General features: G+C 67.4%; 21 protein-coding genes, 3 tRNA genes and 1 riboswitch. Of the genes, 13 read left to right on the forward strand and 11 right to left on the reverse strand.

Translation table 11 applies throughout. The annotated features are described in order from the left end of the window. Nucleotides 1-118 precede the first annotated feature (118 nt). Genes mnhG through QO015_RS01355 form a run of 6 tightly spaced genes read right to left on the reverse strand, consistent with a single transcriptional unit; the run spans nt 119 to nt 6,092 of the window. Nucleotides 119-472 carry a monovalent cation/H(+) antiporter subunit G gene (gene mnhG, locus QO015_RS01330; protein WP_266281981.1) on the reverse strand — a complete coding sequence of 118 codons (354 nt, stop codon included), beginning with the start codon at nt 470-472 and terminating at the stop codon, nt 119-121. Further along, nucleotides 469-750, reverse strand: a complete 282-nt coding sequence (locus tag QO015_RS01335; RefSeq protein WP_266281979.1) for a K+/H+ antiporter subunit F — start codon at nt 748-750, stop codon at nt 469-471. The genes mnhG and QO015_RS01335 overlap by 4 nt, the downstream gene beginning before the upstream one ends. Further along, nucleotides 747-1,232 (reverse strand): Na+/H+ antiporter subunit E, encoded by a 486-nt coding sequence (locus tag QO015_RS01340; protein ID WP_266281977.1) that lies wholly within the window; start codon nt 1,230-1,232, stop codon nt 747-749. Before QO015_RS01340 ends, QO015_RS01335 begins: the two co-directional genes overlap by 4 nt. Then, the gene (locus QO015_RS01345) at nt 1,229-2,836 is read right to left on the reverse strand and encodes a monovalent cation/H+ antiporter subunit D (protein ID WP_266281975.1); all 1,608 of its coding nucleotides are present in this window, start codon (nt 2,834-2,836) and stop codon (nt 1,229-1,231) included. The genes QO015_RS01340 and QO015_RS01345 overlap by 4 nt, the downstream gene beginning before the upstream one ends. Nucleotides 2,837-2,838: 2 nt before the next feature. After that, on the reverse strand, nt 2,839-3,177 hold the full coding sequence (locus tag QO015_RS01350) for a Na+/H+ antiporter subunit C (protein WP_266281973.1): 339 nt from the start codon (nt 3,175-3,177) through the stop codon (nt 2,839-2,841). Further along, the gene (locus tag QO015_RS01355; protein WP_266281972.1) at nt 3,177-6,092 is read right to left on the reverse strand and encodes a monovalent cation/H+ antiporter subunit A; all 2,916 of its coding nucleotides are present in this window, start codon (nt 6,090-6,092) and stop codon (nt 3,177-3,179) included. Before QO015_RS01355 ends, QO015_RS01350 begins: the two co-directional genes overlap by 1 nt. Before the next feature lie 94 nt (nt 6,093-6,186). Here QO015_RS01355 and QO015_RS01360 point away from each other — a divergent pair, with 94 nt between their 5' ends. Next, nucleotides 6,187-6,438 (forward strand): helix-turn-helix transcriptional regulator, encoded by a 252-nt coding sequence (locus tag QO015_RS01360; protein ID WP_266281970.1) that lies wholly within the window; start codon nt 6,187-6,189, stop codon nt 6,436-6,438. Between the two features lie 455 nt (nt 6,439-6,893). On the opposite strand, the gene QO015_RS01365 is transcribed toward QO015_RS01360, so the two are convergent. Beyond that, nucleotides 6,894-6,986: transfer RNA gene (locus tag QO015_RS01365), tRNA-Ser, on the reverse strand. 206 nt (nt 6,987-7,192) lie between these two features. On the opposite strand from QO015_RS01365, the gene QO015_RS01370 reads away from it, so the two are divergent. Next, a complete protein-coding gene (locus tag QO015_RS01370) occupies nt 7,193-8,113 on the forward strand; it encodes an acetamidase/formamidase family protein (protein ID WP_266281968.1) in 921 nt (306 codons plus the stop codon). 3 nt (nt 8,114-8,116) lie between these two features. Here the strand turns inward: QO015_RS01370 and QO015_RS01375 are convergent, their stop codons facing one another. Together QO015_RS01375 and QO015_RS01380 are read right to left on the reverse strand one after the other, a co-directional pair. After that, a complete protein-coding gene (locus QO015_RS01375; RefSeq protein WP_266281967.1) occupies nt 8,117-9,202 on the reverse strand; it encodes an HPP family protein in 1,086 nt (361 codons plus the stop codon). Between the two features lie 91 nt (nt 9,203-9,293). Beyond that, nucleotides 9,294-9,369 (reverse strand) — tRNA-Asn (locus QO015_RS01380). A gap of 335 nt (nt 9,370-9,704) precedes the next feature. On the opposite strand from QO015_RS01380, the gene QO015_RS01385 reads away from it, so the two are divergent. The 9 genes from QO015_RS01385 (at nt 9,705) to QO015_RS01425 (ending at nt 18,772) form a co-directional block, all read left to right on the forward strand. Continuing rightward, nucleotides 9,705-9,778, forward strand: a tRNA-Gln gene (locus tag QO015_RS01385). Nucleotides 9,779-9,924: 146 nt separating this feature from the next. Then, nucleotides 9,925-10,185 (forward strand): hypothetical protein, encoded by a 261-nt coding sequence (locus QO015_RS01390; RefSeq protein WP_266281966.1) that lies wholly within the window; start codon nt 9,925-9,927, stop codon nt 10,183-10,185. Nucleotides 10,186-10,238: 53 nt separating this feature from the next. Beyond that, nucleotides 10,239-10,457, forward strand: a riboswitch (cobalamin riboswitch). 33 nt (nt 10,458-10,490) lie between these two features. Then, nucleotides 10,491-10,685, forward strand: coding sequence for a CbtB domain-containing protein (locus QO015_RS01395; RefSeq protein ID WP_266281965.1), 195 nt, complete (start codon nt 10,491-10,493; stop codon nt 10,683-10,685). 10 nt (nt 10,686-10,695) lie between these two features. Continuing rightward, nucleotides 10,696-11,412, forward strand: coding sequence for a CbtA family protein (locus QO015_RS01400; protein ID WP_266281964.1), 717 nt, complete (start codon nt 10,696-10,698; stop codon nt 11,410-11,412). Further along, on the forward strand, nt 11,409-11,957 hold the full coding sequence (gene cobU / locus QO015_RS01405; RefSeq protein WP_266281962.1) for a bifunctional adenosylcobinamide kinase/adenosylcobinamide-phosphate guanylyltransferase: 549 nt from the start codon (nt 11,409-11,411) through the stop codon (nt 11,955-11,957). The genes QO015_RS01400 and cobU overlap by 4 nt, the downstream gene beginning before the upstream one ends. Continuing rightward, entirely contained in the window at nt 11,954-12,967 is a 1,014-nt protein-coding gene (gene cobW, locus QO015_RS01410) for a cobalamin biosynthesis protein CobW (RefSeq protein WP_266281960.1), read from the forward strand. The genes cobU and cobW overlap by 4 nt, the downstream gene beginning before the upstream one ends. A 3-nt stretch (nt 12,968-12,970) precedes the next feature. Beyond that, nucleotides 12,971-16,654: a cobaltochelatase subunit CobN gene (gene cobN / locus QO015_RS01415; protein WP_266281959.1), complete on the forward strand. Its 3,684-nt coding sequence runs from the start codon at nt 12,971-12,973 to the stop codon at nt 16,652-16,654. Next, nucleotides 16,651-17,292 carry a cob(I)yrinic acid a,c-diamide adenosyltransferase gene (gene cobO / locus QO015_RS01420; protein ID WP_266281958.1) on the forward strand — a complete coding sequence of 214 codons (642 nt, stop codon included), beginning with the start codon at nt 16,651-16,653 and terminating at the stop codon, nt 17,290-17,292. Before cobN ends, cobO begins: the two co-directional genes overlap by 4 nt. 22 nt (nt 17,293-17,314) lie before the next feature. Then, entirely contained in the window at nt 17,315-18,772 is a 1,458-nt protein-coding gene (locus QO015_RS01425; protein ID WP_266281957.1) for a cobyric acid synthase, read from the forward strand. Here the strand turns inward: QO015_RS01425 and cbiB are convergent. Continuing rightward, on the reverse strand, nt 18,744-19,778 hold the full coding sequence (gene cbiB / locus QO015_RS01430) for an adenosylcobinamide-phosphate synthase CbiB (protein WP_266281956.1): 1,035 nt from the start codon (nt 19,776-19,778) through the stop codon (nt 18,744-18,746). The genes QO015_RS01425 and cbiB overlap by 29 nt on opposite strands. Nucleotides 19,779-19,898: 120 nt before the next feature. Between cbiB and QO015_RS01435 the strand changes: the two genes are divergently transcribed. Beyond that, nucleotides 19,899-20,090 (forward strand): hypothetical protein, encoded by a 192-nt coding sequence (locus QO015_RS01435; protein ID WP_266281954.1) that lies wholly within the window; start codon nt 19,899-19,901, stop codon nt 20,088-20,090. A gap of 11 nt (nt 20,091-20,101) precedes the next feature. Here QO015_RS01435 and QO015_RS01440 read toward each other — a convergent pair whose 3' ends face one another. Continuing rightward, complete coding sequence (locus tag QO015_RS01440) at nt 20,102-21,109, reverse strand: NAD-dependent epimerase/dehydratase family protein (RefSeq protein ID WP_266281953.1); 1,008 nt, start codon at nt 21,107-21,109, stop codon at nt 20,102-20,104. A gap of 339 nt (nt 21,110-21,448) precedes the next feature. Here QO015_RS01440 and QO015_RS01445 point away from each other — a divergent pair, with 339 nt between their 5' ends. Beyond that, a complete protein-coding gene (locus tag QO015_RS01445; RefSeq protein ID WP_266281952.1) occupies nt 21,449-23,077 on the forward strand; it encodes a hypothetical protein in 1,629 nt (542 codons plus the stop codon). Nucleotides 23,078-23,129: the final 52 nt, after the last annotated feature.

Here is a 23,129-nt window from a genome sequence, read left to right on the forward strand (position 1 = left end):
CGTGAAGACGGCAGATGGGCGGCGCCATCATGTCAATTGGCTTATCGCCGGAGGGGGGCGGTCTCACCCGTGCCGCATCGGGCTGCTGGCGTGAGAGCCAAACTCGCGCCGACGCTTCTCAGGGGTCGTTCTCGAACGGAGGTATTCCCTCCTGCTTCTCAATGCGGTCGCGATACAGCGCGGCGCGGCCGAGGAGCATCAGCGTGACCGGCGTTGTCACGGTCACGAAGACGGCGATCATGATCTCGTGCAGCACCAGCCGCGACTGAAGCATCGAGGACAGGATCATTGAGGCGGCGAGGACGCCACCGGTACCGAGCGTCGTGCCCAGCGTCGGCGCATGCACGCGGGCGTAGAATGTGCGCATTCGCACCAGCCCGATTGTGCCGAGCAGCGTCAGCGCGGCGCCGAAGACGACGAAGAACGACACGAGGATGGCCGCCCAGAGCGGCAAGTCGGCAGCAGCGTTCATTCGATGACCTCCCCGCGCATCAGGAACTTTGCCAGCGCCGCGGTCGACACGAAGCCGAGCAGGGCGATGACCAGTGCCGCCTCGAAATAAAGGGTTCCGCCGCTCAGCATGCCAATGGTCAGCAGCAGCAGCATCGCGCAGATATAGAGCGCGTCGAGGGCGAGCACCCGATCCTGCGCCCGTGGGCCCAGCACCAGCCGGTAGAGGCAGCAGGCCATCGCCGCGATGAGCAGCAACTGCGCGAGACCGATGGACCAGGCGAGGATCGTGGCGCTCATTCGAATATCTCCAGCAGCAGCGGCTCGTAGCGCCTCTTGATGAGATCGATCCAGTCCTGCTCCTCGCCGATATCGAGCACATGCAGCAGGAGCGTATCGCGGCGCGAGCGGTATTCGAGCCAGGCCGTTCCGGGAGTCGCGGTAAGGATGCAGGCGAGGGCGGCGAGGGCCGTCCGGTCCCTGAGCGCGAGCGGAACCACCAGGAAGCCGGGTTGGCCAGGCCGGTCGGGGCCCTCGATGATGATGCGGCTGACGGCGATGTTGGAGCGGACGACGTCGACGCTGACGATCGCCACAAGTCGGAAAACGCTGTCCCAACGCCGCACGCGTGGCTTGGTGGGCTGCAACGCGGCCATAGTTCGTGCGGCGCCGATCGCGAGGATGCTGCCGAGCAGGAGATGGCCGGTGGATACGCCGTTGAGGAGCAGCCACATCACCAGCAGCGCGGCGGTCAGGCCCGGATAAGGCAACCAGCGCGTCATCGTGGGTCTCCCGCGGTTACCCGCGCCGTATTTCGGACGCTGTCGATATAGGCCGCCGGTGCGTGCAGCGCCTCGGCCGTGGCGGTGGCGTAGCGCATCAGTGGCCCGGCACCGACGGTCATCGCCGCGCACAGCCCGAGCAGGAGCGCGACCGGTGCGAATTCGATCACCCGCACCCGCGGCACGATTGCCTCCGCCGGCGCCCAGAAGATGTGGATGCCGGCGCGGATCATGGCGACCATCGCGAAGAGGCCAGAGAGGATGACGAGGGTGAGGAACGCCCAGGACGCCGGCCGGATCTCGCCGTCGTCACCCGCCCCCACCACAGCCGAGAGCAGCGCGAACTTGCCGACGAAGCCGGAGAAGGGCGGCAGTCCCGCGACGAGAATGCCGCAAAGCGCGAAGCAGGTGCCGAGGATGGCGAGCGTCGCAGGAATGGCGATGCCAACCTCCGCGACCTCCTCGCCTTCGTCGTCGCCATAGACTTCCGATGTGACCGCGAGCACCTGCGCGGCCGGATCCCGGGTTCGCTCGACCAGCTCCACGAGGAGGAAGAGGGCGCCGATCGTGAAGGTCGAGCTCACCAGATAGAAAAGCGCCCCGGCCGTGGTCGCGACATCGGCCATGCCGGCTGCGGCGAGCAGCGTCCCGCTCGAGACGATGACGCTGAAGGCGGCGAGCCGCGCCAGAGCCTGCGAGGCCAGCACGCCGATCATGCCAAACGCCACCGTCGCGAGGCCGCCGACGAGGAGCACGCGATCCGGAAGGCCGGCCGAGGACCCCGCGCCGACGCCGAGCAAAAGCGGCGAAAGGCGGAAGACGGCATAGACGCCGACCTTGCTCAGCACCGCGAAGACTGCCGCGACCGGCGCGGCCGCCGCTGCGTAGGCGCCCGGCAGCCAGAAGCACAGCGGCCACATACCGGCCTTGACGAGGAAGGCGATGCCGAGGATCGCCGTCCCGGCCTCGAGCAGGCCGCGATGGTCCGGCGACAGGCCGGCGATCCGGCCGGCGAGGTCGGCCATGTTGAGCGTGCCGGTGACGCTGTAGATCAGGCTGACGCCGATCAGGAAGAGGAACGAGGCGACGAGATTGATGGCAATGTAATGCAGCCCGGCGCGGACTCGCACGGCGCCGGAGCCATGCAGCAGCAGCGCATAGGACGCGGCGAGCATTACCTCGAAGAAGACGAACAGGTTGAACAGGTCCCCAGTAAGGAAGGCGCCGCTGAGGCCCATCAGCAGGAACTGGAACAGGCTGTGGAAATGCGGGCCACTCTTGTGCCAGCGCGCCAACGCGAAGAGCAGCGCCGCGACGCCGAGCAGGCTGGACGTCACCAGCATCATCGCCGACAACCGGTCGAGGACCAGCACGATGCCGAAGGGCGCCGGCCAGTCGCCGAGCAGATAGGCCGCCGAAGCTGGGCCAGCACCGTCGTTCGTCATCAAGAGGAGCGCAATCGCGACGCCGGCCAGCACGAGTGTCGAGAGTGTTCCGATCGTCGCCTTCAGGATGTGGCGGCGCTCGTCGAAAAGCAGCAGCAGCGCGCCGGTGACGAGCGGCAGCACGATCGGCACGATCAGGAGGTGGTCGGCGAGCCGCATCGTCATGGCTCCCTGCCGTCGACGTGATCGCTTCCCGTCAGCCCGCGCGAGACAAGGAGAACGACGAGGAAGAGCGCCGTCGTCGCGAAGCCGATCACGATCGCAGTCAGCACCAGGGCCTGCGGCAGCGGGTCGGTGTAGAGCGACGGGTCGACAGGGCGGCCGGTGTCGAGGACCGGCGGGGCGTTCACCCGCAGCCGGCCCATCGAGAAGATGAACAGGTTCACCCCATAGCCCGCCAGCGAGAGGCCGATGATCACCTGATAGGTACGCGGGCGCAGCACCAGCCAGACCCCGGAGCCGATGAGCACGCCGATCCCGATCGCGAGCGCAAGTTCCATCACGGCGCCTCCGCCTTCTGGGAAAGCGGCATCCGCGCGGCGCGCAACTTGCGGATCGACTGGTGAGCGAGTGCGATCAGCATCAGCACCGTGGCGCCCACGACGAGCGAGAACACGCCGAGGTCGAACAGGAGCGCGGTCGCGGCAGGGACCTTGCCGAGGATGGGCAAGTCAAGGTAGCGCGAATGCGAGGTGAGGAAGGGATAGCCGAAGAGCCAAGAGCCCATCCCCGTCGCGGCGGCGACAAGGAGGCCCGAGCCGATCCAGCGCACGGGAAGGACGCGCAGCTGCTCCTCCACGACGCGCACGCCGGACGCCATGTATTGCAGGATGAAGGCGGTGGCCATCGCGATGCCGGCTGCGAAGCCGCCACCCGGCAGGTCGTGGCCGCGCATGAAGAGATAGGCCGCGAAGACGATGATCACCGGGAACAGCCACCGCATGGTGACGGAGGGAACGAGCAGGTAGTCGCTGGCGATGCTGCCGTCGCCGCCGGTGGTCGACTCGTCCTGAGGGCCGATCTGCTGCCGCTGCTGGAATGGCGAGTCGACGCTGTCGGGCGCCGGGCGGAACCGGCGGAGCAGGGCGAAGACGGTGAGCGCCACGATGCCGAGCACGGCGATCTCGCCGAAGGTATCGAAGCCGCGGAAATCGACCAGGATGACGTTGACGACGTTGCGACCACCGCCCTCTGAATAGGCGCGTTCGAGGAAATAGTCGGCGATTGTCTGCGGGGGCAGGCGGGTCATGACCGCATAGGCGACGAGCGTCATGCCGGTGCCGCTCGCGACGGCAATGCCGAGGTCGCGATACCGGCGCAAGGTGGCACGGATGGACGGAGGATGCCGGACCTCCTCGCTGCGCTTCGGCAGCCAGCGCAGCCCGAGCAGGATCAGCACCGTCGTGACCACCTCGACGAGGAGTTGGGTCAGGGCGAGGTCGGGCGCCGACAGCCAGACGAAGGTGACGCAGGTGACGAGGCCGGCGCCGCTCATCAGCACCAGCGCGACGAGGCGGTGGTACTTGGCCTGGTAGGCGGCGCCGATGGCGCAGACGATGCCGATCGCCCATAGTGCCGTGAAGAGAACGTCCACGTTGCCGCTCCAGGGCGACGGCAGCCCGAGCCCGCCCCGCAGCAGAACGACGAGCGCAGCCGCGACGGCGACCGATATCACGAGCAGAAGCTGCGGCTGCAGCCGCCGCGTGCCGAGCCAGATCTCGAGCATTCGCGCCCAGCGCCAGGCGACCGAGACCATCACCCGCTCGAAGATGCGCTCGCCGCGCAGGCGGCGGATGAAGGGCGGACCTTCCTCGCTGGTCGCGAGATAGGTCTTGAGCATGAGGTAGAAGAGGCAGCCGGCAACCAGCGCGATCGTGCTCATCAGAAGCGGCAGATTGAAACCGTGCCAGACCGAGAGGCTGTAATAGGGCGTCGCGTCGCCGAGCACGGACAGCACGGCGCTGTGCAGGAACGGCCCGATCGTTGGGCCGGGCACGATGCCGACGATCAGGCAGATCAGGACGAGAAGCAGCACCGGTAGCCGCATGAAGAAGGGGGGCTCATGCGCGGTGCGCGGCATATCGGCCGGGATCGGGCCGAAGAAGACGCTGTGGATGAAGCGGAGCGAGTAGGTGACGGCGAAGGTGCCGGCGAGAACAGCGACATAGGGCGTGAGAGTGTCGAGGATCGAGGGCGTATGCGTTTCGACGGTCTCGGCGAAGAACATCTCCTTCGAGAGGAAACCGTTGAGCAGCGGCACGCCGGCCATGGCAGCGCTCGCGACCATGGCGAGCGTCGCCGTGATTGGCATGAAGGTGAACAGCCCGCCGAGGCGGCGCATGTCACGGGTGCCGACCTCATGGTCGATGATGCCGGCCGCCATGAAGAGCGACGCCTTGAACGTCGCATGATTCATCATGTGGAAGATGGCCGCGACCAGCCCGAGCGGACTGCCGAGGCTGAGCAGCAGCGTGATCAGGCCGAGATGGCTGATGGTCGAATAGGCGAGCAGGCCTTTGATGTCCTGCTCGAAGATGGCGAAGAACGCGCCGAGTAGAAGCGTCGCAAGGCCGGCGAGGCCGACGAGCCAGAACCATTCGGGCGTCCCTGCCAGGAGTGGCCAGAAGCGGGCGAGCAGGAACACGCCGGCCTTCACCATGGTCGCCGAATGCAGATAGGCCGAGACCGGGGTAGGGGCCGCCATGGCGTTCGGCAGCCAGAACTGGAACGGGAACTGCGCGCTTTTTGTGAAAGCCCCGAGAAGGACGAGGATCAGGATCGGCAGGTAGAGGTTGCTTGCGCGGATCGCGTTGCCCGATGCGAGGACGGCGTCGAGGTCGTAGCTGCCGACGACGTGGCCGATCAGCAGAACGCCGGCGAGCAGCGCGAGCCCGCCGAGCCCCGTCACGGTCAGCGCCATGCGAGCGCCGTCGCGGGCCGGGGCGTTGTGGTACCAATAGCCAATCAGGAGGAAGGAGAAGACACTCGTCATCTCCCAGAAGACGACGAGTTGGACGATGTTGCCCGACGTCACCACGCCCAGCATCGATCCGGCGAAGGCAAGGAAGAACGCGTAAAAGCGCGCTACCGGGTCTTCCGGTGACATGTAATAGCGGGTGTAGAGCACCACGAGCAGCCCGATCCCGGTGATGAGCACCGAGAACACCCATGCGAAGCCGTCCATCCGCAGCACGAGGCTCAGGCCGAGCTCGGGGATCCAGTCGATGTCACGCCGAGGCGCCGCGCCGTCCGCCACGCCTGGATAGGCGAAAGCGACAAGGAACAGCAGCGCCAGCATCGTCGCGCCGGCGAGCCACGCCTCTGCGTTCCGCGATCTGGCCGGCAGGCACAGCGAGGCGAGAGCTGCGAGGAAGGGCAAACCGATCAGCCAGACGAGGAAGGCACTGCCTTGCACCGGGGGCACGACTCCATGGAGCGGGGGACGGACGACATTGCGCAATGTCGCCCAATATGGTTGACTTCGCAAATCGAAAGCGAGAGCGCGACCGATGCTTCTTCATCCGGCGCAGTGCCGTGCGGCCCGTGGCCTCCTCTGCTGGACCCAGGATCAGCTCGCCTCGGCCTCCGGCGTGTCCCGAAGCACCATCAAGGATTTCGAGTCTCACCGCCACCAGTTGCATCGCAGTTCCGAGGCGCTGCTCATCGCCGCCTTCGAACAAGGCGGCGTCGAGCTTCTGTTCGACGACAAGCGCACGCATGGGATAGGTGTCTGCCTGAGGACACGCAGTCTCGACAGCTGACTGGTGATTTCTGGAAGGTGTCGCGCCGAACAGCGCGATGTCCGGAACGTTGGCCGCGAGAATGCGACCGTCGGGGCTGGAAAGTCCGTCGCTGGAGTTTTGGACAGTGCCGAAGCTGATCTCGATGCCGCGCTCGACCGGACGTCGCAGGACGGATGGGCGTGCTGTGCCAGCGATTGAAGATCCAGCGGCAGAGACAGCTTCGCAGGACTTGCAGAGGCCAACGCTCCCAAAAACGTCTGACTAACAGCCGCCGATCGGCGCCATAATTGGCCACGGGTGAAAGCATGATGACTTGCAAGCTTCACAACACGTGGCTGATTGTTCGCGGCGAAGCACAGCAGCTCGTCCCGCAGCTGGTGCCAGCCTAGCCTTAGTTTGATGGATTTGAAACGCAAACGCTGCTTCGGCATTTACCGAATGCGTCGCGATCTCAATAACTTAGGCAGAAAAAATGGCGGAGAGGAAGGGATTCGAACCCTCGAGACGGTTTTAAGCCGTCTACTCCCTTAGCAGGGGAGCGCCTTCGGCCACTCGGCCACCTCTCCGTCGCCGGGTCTAGCCGAGCGGTCTGGTCGAAACAAGCACTTTCTCCCGCGCTCCCCAGCTGCGCGGCGCTTGGGGCGCCGGCCGGTGGCGACCAGTGCAGGTCGCCTAGCCTCGCCTCTACCTCCCGCGTCGCAATCCGTCATAGTCTTCGCCATCGCGCCGCGCCGCTTCAGGGGCGGGCGTTCATCACCAAGACGGAATGTCCATGACCGTTCACCGTTTCACGCCCACCCGCTGGCACAACACGCTCGGCTCGCACGAGCCCGAATTTCGCTGCGCCGACGGCGATACGGTGATCATCGAGACTCTGGATGCAATCGGGATCGACAGGGACGGCGTGCGTCGGTCGGGCCCGCCCAATCCGGTCAATGCCCCGATCTTCGTCGAGGGTGCCGAGCCGGGCGACGCGCTCGCCGTCGAGATCCTGCGCATGACGCCGACGCGCGGTACGGGTTGGACCGCGACCGGCCTCGCACCGAACGTCGTCGATCCGGCCGCGGTCGCGGCGCTGCCGCCGCGCGAGATCGTGACCTGGCTGATCGACCGACAGACTCTGACCGCGCGACTCGAAAGTCCACCTGCCGGTCTCGACCACATGACGCTTCCGCTTCAGCCCATGATCGGCTGTTTCGGCGTCGCACCGTCGCTCGGCCAGGCCTTCTCCAATGCCACCAGCGCGGAGAACGGCGGCAACATGGACTATCGGAGGCTTGGACCGGGGACGACCGTCTGGTTCCCCGTCGCGGTGCCCGGCGCGCTGTTCAGCCTCGGCGACGGGCATGCCGTCCAGGGCGACGGCGAGATCGTCGGCACGGGCATCGAGACGACCTTCGAGATCGAGGTCCGCCTCTGCGTCGTCAAGAACAGGCATCTGGTTTGGCCGCGCGGCGAGACGGCCGAGGCGATCTTCTCGATCGGCAATGCACGCCCGCTGGAGCAGGCTTTGCAGCACGCGACGACCGACATGCTGAACTGGCTGATGGCGGATTACGGTCTCTCGAGCGCCGCAGCCAGCCATCTCATGGGCCAGGTCGTCCGCTACGATATCGGCAACGTGTTCGACCCCGCCTATACGGTTGCCTGCCGGATGCCCAAGCAGTGGCTGCCGGCGCGCACCCAGGACTGAGACTCAGGCGATCCGCGCGAGCGCTGCGAGTAGGTCCGTCTGCGTCACGAGGCCCTCCACCTGGCCGTTCGTGCCGACGATCACAACCGCATGGCTACGCCCGTCGGAGAGGCGCTGGACGAGGCCGAGCGCCGGAGCGTCGGCTGCGGCGGTCAGGGCCGGCATCATCCCGTCGCGGACCAGGCCCGGCCCTTCTGCCAGTTCCCGCAGGCCTATGGTCCCAACCAGCCGCCCGTCCTCGTCGACAACTGGCAGAAGCCGGATGTTGTGATCGAGCAGCAGCGCGCGCGCCGTCTCCGTGGTCGCGTTTGGCGCGACCGTAACGACGTCCCTCGACATGATGTCGGCGCAGCTGAGCGGTCCGCCGCGCCTCAGCAGCGCCTGTTCCTCCACGCGTCGAAGCAGCCGGGCGAGGTCGGCACGGTCGATATCGAAGGTCTCACCCATGTCGGCGAGGGCGCCGTCGATATCGGCCTCGCGGAAGCCTACGCGAAGGGCGGGTGGCGGATCGGCCGTCCGATGGGTGTTGACCGGGGCAGGGGCGGGCACATGCGGGTAGCTCTGCCGCAGCAGCCTGTGGAAACACCAGCCGAGCGCCACGAGGAGAATCGAATCGAGCGCGACCGGGAGGAAGGCAAAGAGGAAGCCGGCCGAAGCGACGGCGGAGCCGCCGATCACAGCTGTCAGCGCTGCTGCGCCGCCTGGTGGATGCAGCGAGCGGGTCAGCGACATGACGGCGATCGCGAGCCCGACCGCGAGACCGCTGGCGATCACCGGGTCATGGACGAGGCGGGCAACCGCGACGCCGACCAGCGCGGAAAGCGTGTTGCCGCCGATGACGGGCCAGGGCTGGGCGAGCGGGCTTGCCGGCACCGCGAAGACGAGCACGGCCGAGGCGCCGATCGGCGCGACGATCAATGGCAGATGGGCGCCATGGCCCGTCACCAGAGCTGCGACGAGCCCTGTGAGAGCGATCCCGATGATCGCACCGAGACAGGCGAGCGCCCGGGCGCGAAGGGTCGCGCCTGCGAGAATTGGATGGAAAAGACGCGATCCGAGTGAAGCGGGGCGCACGAGGCGAGGGCGCATGGACGGCAACTGCGATCGGACGCTGCGCCGCCCGGCAGGCGGCAAAAATGAACAAGGGGTTGAACCATTCGGCTCAACCCCTTGAAGAATCTGGCTCCGCGAGTTGGACTCGAACCAACGACCCGGTGATTAACAGTCACCTGCTCTACCAACTGAGCTATCGCGGAACAGCACATCTTGTGCCGCGGGCGTCGCTATAGCAAAGCCCTTCCCCGATTGCAAAGCCCTAATTTGCCGGCGCGGCGGATGATCCACAGGCCGGCCCGGTATCGCGGATGCGATGCGCGCCGGCGGGAGCGGCGTCGAACGATGCCGTTGGCTCTCTTTTCTCTGTGGCGCGACCCGGTTGGCGGTCGCGCCGAAGGCTGTCCACAGGCCAGGACGGTCGCGGCGGGGTGCTTGACCACCGCGGGCAAACGGCCTATGTGGTGCGTCGTCGCCGACCGGGGCGCCGCCTGATTTTCGCGTAGGCGAAATTCGTGAGCGAAATCAACCGGTCTGGTGGGGAATAGTTTAATGGTAGAACAGCGGACTCTGACTCCGCTAGTCTTGGTTCGAATCCAGGTTCCCCAGCCACTCCGATCCCTCCGCCGCATCTGACAGCCGCAGAATGCCCGACTTCGCCGGTCCGTTCGGGGGGCGAGGGCGCCGCGCTTGCGGGGAGTCGGGGCGTTCCGCTAAAGTCGTTTCTCATTCGAGAGCCAGAAAGTTCAGCCAGCGCCATGCCATCGATCCGCTTCGGCAGGAAGTCGATCAAGCTCCCCGAGAGCCGGATGACGCGCATCGGCATCGGCGGTGCCTTCATCGCCGGCGGCGTGTTCTCTTTTCTTCCCGTGCTCGGCATCTGGATGCTGCCCGTCGGGCTGATCATTCTCTCGCATGATTTTCCGCGCATCCGCCGGTTTCGGCGCAAATGGGACGTGCGGCTTGCGCGCCGCTGGGCAAAGTTCCGCGGCCGCGGCGCCGTGACGCCGGCCGAATAGCCCGGTCGATTGGCTATTCGGCGACGCCGCTTGCGCCGGGCTTCCGCGAGGCTTACGGTTCTTCCAGCGTTGGTTCCCCCGCGGGATTGGAGATCCTTGGGGGATGAAATGGGAATCCGGTCACGAGCGACCCTGACGGGGCTCGGATGCCGGAGCTGCCCCCGCAACTGTGAGCGGTGAGCGACCTCGCGAGATGCCACTGGGAAACCGGGAAGGCGACGAGGGAGCATCGACCCGCAAGCCAGGAGACCAGCCAGCGCTCGTGACTCGAACCCAGCCGTCGGTGGGACGGCCAAGGAGCTGACATGGCTGCATCGACTCTCTCTCCTGCACTTCGTCCGGGATCTTCTGCGCCGGCGCATTCGACCCGCATCATCGCGGGCGCCGTGGCGCTCGCCTTCGGGCTCTGCCTCTTTCTTGCGACGGGCTTCGCGGCACCGAGCCTCATCCACAACGCGACGCACGACACGAGGCACGCTTTCGGCCTGCCCTGCCACTGACGAGGGTATCATGCTGAAATCGATCATCTTGAGCGCCTTCGGCGCGGGATTACTCGTGGGCGTCGTTCTGACCGCCGTCCAGTTCTTCACGACCGAGCCGCTCATCCTGCAGGGGGAAGTCTATGAGCGGGCTGGCGAAGCGGCTGCCATGCCGGCCGACTCCCTGCCACATGACCATGCCGCAGGCACGGCTGAGCATCATCACGAGGAAGATGCCTGGGAGCCTGCCGACGGCTTCGAGCGCTCGGCCTATACGCTTGTCGCCAATCTCCTGATGGGCGTCGCCGTTTCGGCGATGATTCTCGGTGTCATGGCGGCGAAGGGTGGCCCGATCACCGCTGGTCGCGGCCTCGCCTTCGGCGTTGCCGGCTTCTTCGCCGCGGGTCTTCTTCCCTCGCTCGGCCTGTCGCCGGAGTTGCCGGGGACGGCCGCCGCCGAGATCACATCGCGGCAGGTCTGGTGGCTCGGTACGGCCCTGGCCTCGGCGATCGGCCTCGGTCTGGTCCTTCTGTCGCCGGCCTGGTGGTCGAAGCTGGCCGGGGTCCTCCTCGCGGTCCTGCCGCATGTGATCGGCGCGCCGGAGCCGCCGACGCTGGAAGCGGCCTATCCGGCCGCGCTGGGCGCCGAGTTCGTCGCCGCCTCGCTGGTGGCGAGCGCGCTGCTATGGTCGCTGGCCGGCGCCGCATCGGGCTGGCTTTACGGGCGGCTAGCCGACCGGCGATCATGACGACGGAAAGCCAGCGCAGAAGCGCGCTCGTGATCGGCGCGGCGCGCTCGGGCAAAAGCCGCTTTGCCGAGCGGCTCGCGCTCGGCACCGGCCTCGTCCCTCTCTATATCGCGACGGCCGAGGCGCGGGACGACGAGATGGCGGCACGTGTCGCCGCGCATCGCGCCGATCGCGCCGGCCGCGGATGGACGACGATCGAGGAGCCTCTGGACGTCATTGGAGCGCTGTCCCGCAGCGCCTCGACCGGCCAGGTGGTCCTCGTCGACTGCCTGACGCTCTGGCTCTCCAATCTCATCGAGGCGGGCCGCGATCCCGACGCCGAAGCCGCGGCTCTCGCCACTGCTGTCGCCGGCGCGACGGGACCGGTCGTCCTCGTCACCAACGAAGTCGGCGCCGGCATCGTGCCGATCAACGCGCTTGCGCGGCGGTTCGCCGACGCGCAGGGCCGCCTCAACCAGAAGATCGCGTCGGCCGTGACCGACGTCATCCTCGTCGCGGCCGGACAGCCGCTTCGCCTCAAGCCCGCACCGGAGGTCACGCTATGACCGAACGCATTCCCGCGACCATCGTCACCGGCTTCCTCGGAGCCGGCAAGACGACCCTTATCCGCAATCTGATCGCGCGCTCCAATGGTCGCCGCATCGCGCTCATCGTCAACGAGTTCGGGGACATGGGCTTTGACGGCGAATTGCTGTCCGATTGCGGCGACGACGAATGCCGGCCCGATACGGTCGTCGAGCTCACCAATGGCTGCATCTGCTGCACCGTCGCCGACGATTTCCTGCCGACCATGGAAATGCTGCTGGCGCGCGATCCGGCGCCGGACCACATCGTTATCGAGACCTCGGGCCTCGCGCTGCCGCAGCCGCTCGTGCGCGCCTTCACATGGCCCTCGGTGCGGCACCGGGTCACCATCGACGGCGTGGTCACGGTGGTCGACGCCGCCGCGGTCGCGGGTGGGCGCTTCGCGCATGACGAAGCCGCCGTCGCGGCGCAGCGGGCCGAGGATCCCTCGCTCGATCATGAGGATCCGATCGAGGAACTGTTCGAGGACCAGCTCTCCTGTGCCGATCTCGTCGTGCTCTCCAAGGCCGATCTCGTCGATGCCGCGGCGCTGGCGGAGGTGGAGGCCGTCGTTCGGCGCGAGGCGCGTCCGGCGGCGCGCAGCGTTCGCTCCGAACGCGGCGTGCTGGCGCCGGAGATCCTGCTCGGAATCGGCGCCGCCGCCGAGGATGACGCTTTCGAGCGCAAGAGCCACCACGACTTCGAAGGCGAGGAGCACGACCACGACGATTTCGACAGCTTCGTCGTGGCCTCACCCTCGGCCGAGACCCTGGAAGGACTTCAGGCGCGGGTCGCCCGCGCGATGGCCATCCCCGGCGTGCTTCGGATCAAGGGTCGCGCCAGCGTTGCCGGCAAGCCGATGCCGGCCATCGTCCAGGCCGTCGGTCCGCGCGTCGAGACCTATTTCGCGACCGGGGGCGCGGCCGGAAGGCTGGTCGTGATCGGCGAGCGCGGGCTCGACCGCGCCGCGGTCGAAGCGGCGCTCGGCTGAGCCATGCATCTCGTCGCCGGAGAGACGGAGCGGATCGACGACGGCGCGGCTGCCGTCGATCTCGGCCAGTCGCCCGGCGACATCGTGCTGATCTCGTCGGCCGATTCCGAGCTCGCGGCCTTCGCCGCCGCCGCGCGTCGTGCGCCCGGTGGCCCGAGCCTTCGGCTCGTCAACTTCATGCGGCTCGGCCATCCCTATTCTGTCGATCTCTACGCCGAGAAGACCCTCGCTTCGGCGAAGCTGGTCGTCCTGCGGCTGATCGGCGGCGCGGGCTACTGGCCTTATGGGCTCGAGGTCCTGCGGGCGCTCGCGCGTGGCGGCGGGCCGAAGCTCATCGTCGTGCCTGCCGATGCGCGCTGGGACGACAGCCTCGCCGCCTGGTCGACCGTCGACGAGGGTGACTGCCGGGCCTTCTGGGACGCGGCGGTGGCGGGCGGCCCGGCGAACAGCGATCGCGCCCTGGCGCTGCTCCGCCATCTCGTCGGTCAAGGCGAGAGGCCGGGACCCGCCGAGCCATTGCCGGTCGCCGGCATCCACTACGAGAGTGCCACCATCGGCCGCCGGCCGCTGGCCGTGATCGTCTTCTACCGCGCGCTCCTTGAGGGCGGCTCGATCGAGCCAGTCGACGCCCTCGCCGCAGCACTCGAGGCAAAGGGGCTGGCGGTCCGGGCGATCCATGTCACGAGCCCGAAGAACGGCGAGGCGGCCGCCTTTCTCGCCGAAGCCATGCGCGAGACACCGCCTGCCGTTGTCATCAACGGCACGGCCTTCGCTCTCTCTGCGCCCGGCCGCCGCGCCGCGCCGACCGTGCTGGATACGCCGGGTCGCCCTGTGCTTCAGGTCGTCTTCGCCGGCACGACCCGCGAGGCCTGGGCGCAGTCGGCGCGCGGACTCTCGCCGCGCGACATGATCATGAACGTTGTCCTGCCGGAGGTAGACGGGCGTATCCTGACGCGCGCCGTTTCGTTCAAGGAGGAACTGCCGGCCGATCCTCTGATCGACAGCCGCATCGTCGCCTATCGCGCCGATGCAGAGCGCATCGATTTCGTCGCCGCGCAGGCCGCGGCAATGGTCGATCTTTCCCAGACGAAGCCGGCCGAGCGGCGGATCGCCGTCATCCTCTCCAACTATCCCGGCCGCGATGGCCGTTTCGGCAACGCCGTCGGCCTCGATACCGGCGAAAGCTGCCTCAGGATCGTGAGCGCGCTTGGCGGCGAGGGCTACGAGGTCGGCGCATTTCCGCCCGACTGCGCGGGGCTGATGGCGATGCTCGCGGCGGCGGAGCGGGGGGCGCGCGGCGACGGAGGCCTGAGCGGAGCCGCTTTCCTGCCGCTCTCGGACTATCTGGCGTTTCACGACGCCTTGCCGGCTGCGCTGCGCTCGCGATTGGCGGATCACTGGGGTGCGCCGGAGGCTGATCCGTTCTTCGCCAATGGCGGCTTCCCGCTGGCCATGCTCCGGTTCGGCAAGCTGGTCGTCGGCGTGCAGCCGACCCGGGGTTACGGGCTCGACGAGAAGGCGAGCTACCACGATCCGAATCTGCCGCCGCCGCATCACTATCTCGCCTTCTACGCATGGCTTCGCGGGAGCTTTCGGTCGCAGGCGATGGTGCAACTCGGCAAGCACGGCAATCTCGAATGGCTGCCCGGAAAGGCGGTCGGTCTTTCGGCGGAATGCTGGCCGGAGGCGGTGCTGGGGCCGATGCCGCTCGTCTATCCCTTCATCGTCAACGACCCGGGCGAGGGTGCGCAGGCGAAGCGGCGCAGCGCGGCTGTCATCGTCGATCATCTGATGCCGCCGCTGGCGCGGGCCGAGGCGCATGGCCCGTTCGCCGAGCTCGAAACGCTGATCGACGAATATCATCTGGCCCTCGGTGCCGATCCGCGCAGGCGCGACGATCTGGAGCGCGAAATCCTCGACCGCGCCGCGCGACATGGCATCGACCGTGATCTTTCGATCGGCGGGACCGACGTTGGTGAGGCGCTGCGGGCGATCGATGCGCATCTCTGCGACATCAAGGAAATGCAGATCCGCGACGGATTGCATGTGCTCGGTGCGACGCCGGCCGCAGCCGCACGCACCGCGACGCTGGCCGCCATCGCCCGAATCCCCCGCACCGGCGGCCGACCGGCCGATGCGTCGCTGGTGCGCGCGATCGCCGACGATCTCGGCCTTGCCGGCTTCGACCCGTTGCTGCCTGATCGCGCTGCGCCGTGGAGAGGGCGGAAGCCTGAGAGTCTTGCAGTGCTGGACGACGCCCCCTGGCGCACGGAGGGCGATACGGCCGAGCGGATCGAGATTTTCGCGCTGCGAAGCATTGAGGGCGCACTCGCCGGAACGCTGCCGCGGGAGACCGGAACGGCGACGCGCGCGGTGCTCGATTTCGTGGTCGCGGAACTGGTCCCGGCGCTCGATCGCTCGGGCGCCGACGAGATGAGCGCGCTGCTGGCCGCGCTGGATGGTCGCTTCGTGCCACCGGGGCCGGCGGGCTCGCCCTCCCGCGGCCGGCCCGACGCTCTCCCGACGGGGCGGAACTTCTACACGGTGGACATCCGCGCCGTACCGACCGAGGCAGCGTGGCGGATCGGACGAAAGGCGGCCGAGGCGCTGGTGATGCGCTATCTCCAGGACGAGGGCGAATGGCCGCGCTCCGTAGCCCTCACGGTGTGGGGCACCTCGAACATGCGCACCGGCGGCGACGACATCGCCGAAGTGCTGGCACTGATCGGCGCGGAGCCGGTCTGGGAGCCGGGAACGGGGCGTGTGACCGGCTTCCGCGTGCTGACGCTCGGCGAGCTCAAGCGGCCGCGTGTTGATGTCACACTCCGCATTTCCGGGCTGTTCCGCGATGCCTTCCCGGAGCAGATCGACCTGATGGATTCCGCGATCCGCGCCGTGGCGGCGCGCGACGAGCCCGACGACGCCAATCCGATCGCGGCGGCCCGGAGGAGCGGCGAGGCTGCGGCCCGCATCTTCGGCGCCGCGCCTGGCGCCTATGGCTCGGGCATCGAGGCGATGATGGCGCTCGGCGCCTGGGAGGGTCGGCGCGATCTCGCCGAAGCGTTCCTCGGCGCCAGCGGCTACGCCTATGGCAGCGGCCAGGAGGGCGCCGATGCCGCCGAGGCGCTGCGCTCGCGGCTCGCCGGCATTGATCTCGTCTTGCAGAACCAGGACAATCGCGAGCACGACATCCTCGACAGCGACGAATATCACCAGCATCAGGGCGGTCTGGCGCTGGCTGCCGAACATCTCTCGGGAGCCGTGCCGCGCCTCTATCATGGCGATCACGCGCTGGCCGAGCAGCCGGTCATCCGGCCTCTGACGGAAGAGATCGGCCGTGTCGTGCGTGGCCGGGCTAGCAATCCGAAGTGGATCGACGGCGTGATGCGGCACGGCTTCCGCGGCGCGGCCGAAATGGCCGCGACGGTCGACTATCTCGCCGGCTACGCGGCGACGACCCATGCCGTCGGCGACCACCATTTCGATGCGCTGTTCGACGCCTATCTGGCGGACGAGCATGTCGCGACCTTCATCGCCGAGGCGAACCCCGCCGCCTTCGCGGCGATGCTCCGCCGCTTCGAGGATTGCCTCGCACGCGGTCTCTGGTCGCCGCGAAGAAACAGTACGGCGCGACGTCTGGCCGAGCTTTCGGCGGCCGTCGGCGAGCCCATCAGGGAGGATGCATGAGCGAGGACGAGATCGAAGCCGCAGCCGGAGCTTCGGTGGACCCCGACGCCCGCCACGCCGAGAAGATGCGCAAGAAGAAGGCGGTGCGCGACAAGATCCTCGCGACCAAGACGGTCGAGAAGGGGCTCATCATCGTCCACACCGGCAAGGGAAAGGGGAAGTCGACGGCGGCCTTCGGCATGGTGTTCCGCAGCCTCGGCTACGGGCTGCCGGTCGCCGTGATCCAGTTCGTCAAGGGCGCCTGGGAGACGGGTGAGCGCTTCGCCCTCGAACGCTTCGGCGATCTCGTCTCCATCAATGCCATGGGCGAGGGCTTCACCTGGGAGACTCAGGACCGCCAGCGCGACATCGCGGCGGCGCGGCGGGCCTTTGAGACGGCGAAGGACCTGATCCGGGCCGGCGAGCACCATCTCGTGCTACTCGACGAACTCAACATCGTCCTGCGCTACGACTATCTACCACTTCAGGAGGTGCTCAACTTCCTGACCACCGAGAAGCCGCCGCATGTCCATGTCGTCATCACGGGTCGCAACGCTCCCGACGGGCTGATCGAGATCGCGGATCTCGTCACCGAGATGGAGATGATCAAGCATCCGTTCCGTTCGGGCGTGAAGGCGCAGAAGGGCATCGAGTTTTGAGGGACGTGGCGCGGAGCCTCGCATGACCCCCGCCGTGATGTTCCAGGGCACCGGCTCCAATGTCGGCAAGTCGACCATCGTCGCCGGTCTGGCTCGGCTTCTCGCGCGCCGTGGCCTCCGTGTCGCGCCCTTCAAGCCTCAGAACATGTCGAACAACGCCGCCGTCACGGCGGACGGGGGCGAGATCGGAAGGGCGCAGGCGCTGCAGGCGCGCGCCGCTGGCCGGCCGCCCAGCGTTCATATGAATCCGGTCTTGCTGAAGCCGGAGAGCGAGACTGGGTCGCAGGTGATCCTGCAGGGACGCCGCATCGGTACGATGCGGGCGCGGGAGTTCGGCAGCCGCAAGCAGGAGCTGCTGCCGAAGGTGCTGGAAAGCTACGCGCTCGTCGCCGCCGATGCCGACATCGTGCTCGTCGAGGGGGCAGGGAGCCCGGCCGAGATCAACCTCCGCGGCGGCGACATCGCCAATATGGGCTTCGCCGAGGCTGCCAACCTGCCGGTGGTCCTCGTCGGCGACATTGATCGCGGCGGCGTCATCGCGAGCCTCGTGGGAACACGCGCGGTGCTGCCGCGTGCCGACCGCGACCGGATAGAGGGCTTCATCGTGAACCGCTTCCGCGGCGATCCCTCGCTGTTCGACGAAGGCGAGCGCGCCATTGTGGCTGCGACCGGCTGGGCCGCCCTCGGCGTCGTGCCGTGGTTCGCCGATGCCGGAAAGCTGCCCGCCGAGGACATTCTCGACCTCGCGCGACATGAGCGGCGGGCGGGCGGCGGCGTCGTGATCGCCGTGCCGCGCCTGCCGCGCATCGCGAATTTCGACGATCTCGATCCACTGGCCCAGGAGGAGGGCGTCGAACTGGTGCTGGTCGCCCCGGGCGACGCCATCCCGGTCGCCGATCTCGTGCTCTTGCCGGGATCGAAGTCGACGATCGCCGACCTCGCCTTCCTGCGGCGACAGGGCTGGGACATCGACATCCTCGCTCACCGCCGGCGTGGCGGCCGCGTGGTCGGCCTTTGCGGCGGCTACCAGATGCTCGGCCGCAGCATCGCCGATCCGGAGGGGATGGAAGGTCCGCCGGGTGCGGTAGAGGGCCTGCGCCTCCTTGCCGTCGACACAGTTCTTACCCCTGACAAGGCCGTGCGGCCCTTCGCGGGGCACGATGCGTCGGGTCATGCCGTCGAAGGCTACGAGATCCATCTCGGTCGCAGCGAAGGGCCGGATCGCCAGCGCCCGTGGCTGCTCGGCCCGGAGGGCGGGGAGGGGGCGTCTTCCGCCGACGGGCGGGTGAGGGGCTCTTATGTGCATGGCCTCTTCGCCGGCGACGACTTTCGCCATGCCTATCTCGCGGAATGCGGCGCGCCGAACTCAGCCTTCGGCTATGAGGTCGCGATCGACGCGGCGCTCGACGCGCTGGCCGACCATCTCGCGACGCATCTCGATATCGACGCGATCATGAGGATTGCAGCCAGAGGGCTGTGATCACCACCAGAACGCCGGTGAGGGCGGTGGCAACCTTCAGTACCTTCAGCGCCTTTGCGATGTCGCCGGGCGCCGCATCGCGCCGGCCGCCCGCGTTGAGGAAGGGATCCTCCACCATGTGGCCGGCATAGCGGCGCGGCCCGGCGAGGGCGAGGCCGAGCGCACCGGCCATCGCGGCCTCGGGCCAGCCGGCATTCGGCGAACGATGCTTGCGCGCATCGTCGAGCATGACGACGAAGCTGTCGCGGATCGATGTGCCGACGAACGGGGCCGCCATGACGATCAGCGCGCCCGCGAGGCGGCTGGCCGGAAGGTTGACGAGGTCGTCCAGCCGCGCTGAGGCCCAGCCGAACGCGCGATGGCGCTCGGAGAGATGGCCGATCATCGAATCGGCCGTGTTGATCATCTTGTAGGCGAAGAGTCCCGGCAGCCCGAGCAGCGCAAACCACAGCGCCGGCGCCACGAAGCCGTCGGAGAAATTCTCGGCCGTCGACTCGATCGCGGCCCGGCAGACGCCGGCTTCGTCGAGGCTGTCCGGGTCGCGGCCGACGATCATCGCGACCGATCGCCGTGCTGCGACCAGCCCACCCTCGTCAAAGGCGTCGCGCACCGCCCGGACGTGGTCATGGAGACTGCGGCTGGCGAGGAAGATCGACGCGATGAGCGGCAGCAGCAGCAAGCCCCATTCGATGCTGGCGAGGAACCGCTCGATGAGGAGACCGGCTGCGAAGGCGAGGGTGGTGAGAACGATGATCGTCATCATGCCGAGAACGCGGCGCAACCTGTCTGAGCCCGACGGCGGGACCGCGTTGAGCTTCCGATCGGCCCAGCCGATCAGTGCCCCGAACCAGGCGACGGGATGCGGTATCCGGCGCCAGATGAAGTCGGGATCGCCGGCGATGGCGTCGATCGCGATCGCCGCCAGCAGCAACCAGAGCCGCGCCTCGAGATGAAACGGTGTCACCGTGAGGCAGCCTGCCGGACCGGACGCAGTGCGTTGCAGCATTCCGGGTGCCTCGCGGCAACCTTTTGTAACAATTCGATCATCGGTTCTTCACCTTCCCCGACCTAGAGTAGGCCCCAAAAGGTGGCACGGGGGCCGGCCTTTGCATCTCCGGAGCTTAGCATGGGCGACTTGCGGCCGTTCGATCCCGCGGTAAGCCAATATCCGTTGCCGATGAGCGCCAAGCGCGCCCAGTTCGAGGCTCGCAATGCGCGCAGGCAGAAATTGATGCTGCCGAAAGGTCATCCGTATCGGCGACTGCCGCCCTGGCTGCCCTATGGCATCGCGAGGGTGCTGGCGCGCGTGGTCGGCTGAGCTTTCTGGCTTCAATCTACGCTTCCGTAGAATGACCGGTACCAGTCCACGAATGCCCGGACGCCATTGGCGATCGGCGTGAACTGCATCGGTCCGATCAGGCCGGCCAGCAGCGATGCGTCCGCATGCGTCGAGCGCATGTCGCCGGGCTGCATTGCCATCGGTTCCATGTCGATTTCGACCCCCAGCGTCTCCGCGATGACACGCACGAATTCGAGGAGCTGAACCGGGTTCCCGCCGCCGATATTGACCGTGCGCCATGGAGCGACGGGCGACAGCGAGTCGTGGGGGCCGAGCCGCTTACCTTTCACGGGAGGCTTTTCCGAAAGCGCCGTGATGGCTGTGACCAGATCCTCGACATAGGTGAAGTCGCGCTGCATCTGCCCATTGCCGAAGAGCTGGATCGGTTCGCCGGCGAGGCCGGCGGCAACGAACTTGAACAGCGCCATGTCCGGTCGTCCCCATGGTCCATACACCGTGAAGAAGCGGAAGCATGTGGTCGGCAGATCGAAGAGATGCGCGTAGGAATGCGACATCGCCTCCATCGACTTCTTCGTCGCGGCGTAGAGCGAAAGCGGGTGATCGGCCGGGTCGATCTCGCGGAAGGGCTGCTTCTCGTTCCCGCCATAGACCGACGAGGTCGAGGCCAGCATCAGGTGACGGGGCCGCGCGGCGCGGGCCAGTTCGAGCAGATTGTGCGAGCCGACCACGTTGGAGCTCACATAGGCTTCGGGATCCTCGAGCGCGTAACGCACTCCGGCCTGCGCCGCGAGGTGGATCACGATCTCGGGCTCGGCGACGTCGAACGTCCTCGCTAGTTCGTCCCGATTCTCGAGCTGCGCCTCCACGGACGTGAAGAGCGGCGACTGCTCCAGGATCTGGTTGCGGGCGCGCTTCAATGTCGGGTCGTAGTAGGGCGTGAAGGCGTCGAAACCGACGACCCGATGACCCTCGGCCAGCATCCGACGCGCGACGTGGAACCCGATGAAACCCGCCGTCCCAGTGATCAAAACGTTCATGCGAACTCCAGTTCAAGCGGCGCGGGGCAGATGGAGGGCTTGGGATCGACCGAGGCGCTCGCGGGCCTGATTAGCGCAACTCATGGAAGCGTTGAAGGGAGCGCAGCCACTCGAAAGCCATTCGCCCTGCAAGGCGGGCGCGGGCGCGCGGGGCACAGTCGGCGGAAAAATCCGGAGCCGGAACCACGCGTGGCGATTGGATGTTGCGAAACGTCTCCCGCATTGCAATAGGTTCACCGGGCAGGTCGGGTACTCGGTATGATGGCGATCGGTGCGGATTGGGTGTCTGTCACTGTCGCTGAGAGTGCATGATCATGTCCGTCCGGAGCCGCATCCCAAGTGTCAGATCTGAACGTCTCTGAAGCGCACCTCCAGGAACTGCGGAGAATCCACTCGATGCTGCACGCATCGATGGATGCGCTGATCCGGGACCTGAACGCAAACGAGGCGGCGCGGCTGCTGATTCTCCTCGACGACCGCCTGACATCTCTCATCAATACGGTCGCCGCGCAGCCTGAGGAAAAACAGGACCGCGGTCGAACCGATCGCCCCCTGCCGGGAACCAGACCACCCGCTGCCCCGAGTATGCCCCCCAGGTCCTTCGCGGACAGGGGGGATCCGAAGCCGGTGCCTGCGGATTCGCCGCCGCCCGTTTCCCAAGCCTCGAAAACCACCGACGCTGAAGCAGTGTCTCCGCGCCCTGTCGCCTCCAGTTTTCAGAAGGCCGCGCCAGACACGCCGATTGCGTCTGCCACGGGCGGGAAGATCGGCGCACCGGCAGTTGCCGCCTCCGCCTCATTACCCTCGTCGCATGTCGCTCCGGAACCGCCGCCGGCAAGGACGCCGGTGCCCGAGCCTGCGACAGGGGCAGCGCCACAGCAGCATGAAGCGGAACTGCCCGGCGGTCCGATCCTGTTCGTGCCGCCGCCACCGCCGCCACGCGCACCGTCAATTGACCGTACCGTCGGCCCGACGGCTGTCGCCACGCCGGCCAGCCCGCCTGAGGCAGGCGCTCCCGCGCTTCCAGGCACTTCGAGAACCGCCAGTCCCTCGGGGGGCGAGCCACCATTGGTGCCCGGAGGCCTCGCGGAGCTGCCGCCTTCCATCGAGGCTGCGGTTGTGGCGGCGACGCCTTCTGCCTCCATCCCAAAGCCAGACGATGCGGCCGAGCCCCGCACGGTCATGCCGCCGGCTCCTCCGCTCGAATCGCCGACGGATTTTCGCGACGAGGAAGAGCGGGAAGAGGACGGCGAGGACTGGATCGACGAGGATTTCGAGGATGGCGAGGATCTCGCCCGCCAGGCCGAATCCGACGAACCGCAAGACCCGTTCGAAGACGAGAAGGCAGCGACCGACGACACGCCTACCAAGCCAGCGCAGGGCGGCGGTCTGTTCTCTGGTGGCCTGTTGTCGAAGCTGAAACTTCCGAGCTTCGGTCGGCGTAAGGCGCAAGAGACAGAGAAAGAACCGGAGCCGGTAGCTGCGGACGAGGAGGCGGACGACCTGCTCGAGGAGTTCGAGGAGTTTGAAGAACTCGAGGAGTTCGATGAGCTCGAGGAAGAGACGTTAGCCAGCGAGGCGGAGGCCTTGCCGGCCCGGATGGAGGGGCCGAGCGAGTCCGCCCTGCGTCGACTGCATCAGATCATCGACCAGCTTGCGGCCGAAAATCTGCTCGACGAGGCGCTTCGCAGAACCGGCAACCGCATTGAACTGCGCAAGGTCGAAGATGGGCTGGATATCGTGGTGAAGGGCTTGCCGGCGGCGCTCGGCAAGGTTCGCCTCGATGCGGCCGACGGCCACGTCTCTTTCCAGCCGCGGTTCGGGCTGGACCTTCCCGAGAGGGGACCGAACCGTGCTGATCTCGAACTCTGGTTGAAGGCCATGGGCGATGTGGTCGTCCACGTCCTTGCAGATATTTCGCAGCGGCGTTCGAAGTCCGGTGGGCCAGCTGGCGAGCCGGGCGCCTAACTCAACAACGGGCCGGAATCTACCGGCCCGCGGCGGGAAACACATCTCAAGG

The organism is Kaistia geumhonensis (genome assembly GCF_030815145.1).
GTDB lineage: Bacteria > Pseudomonadota > Alphaproteobacteria > Rhizobiales > Kaistiaceae > Kaistia > Kaistia geumhonensis.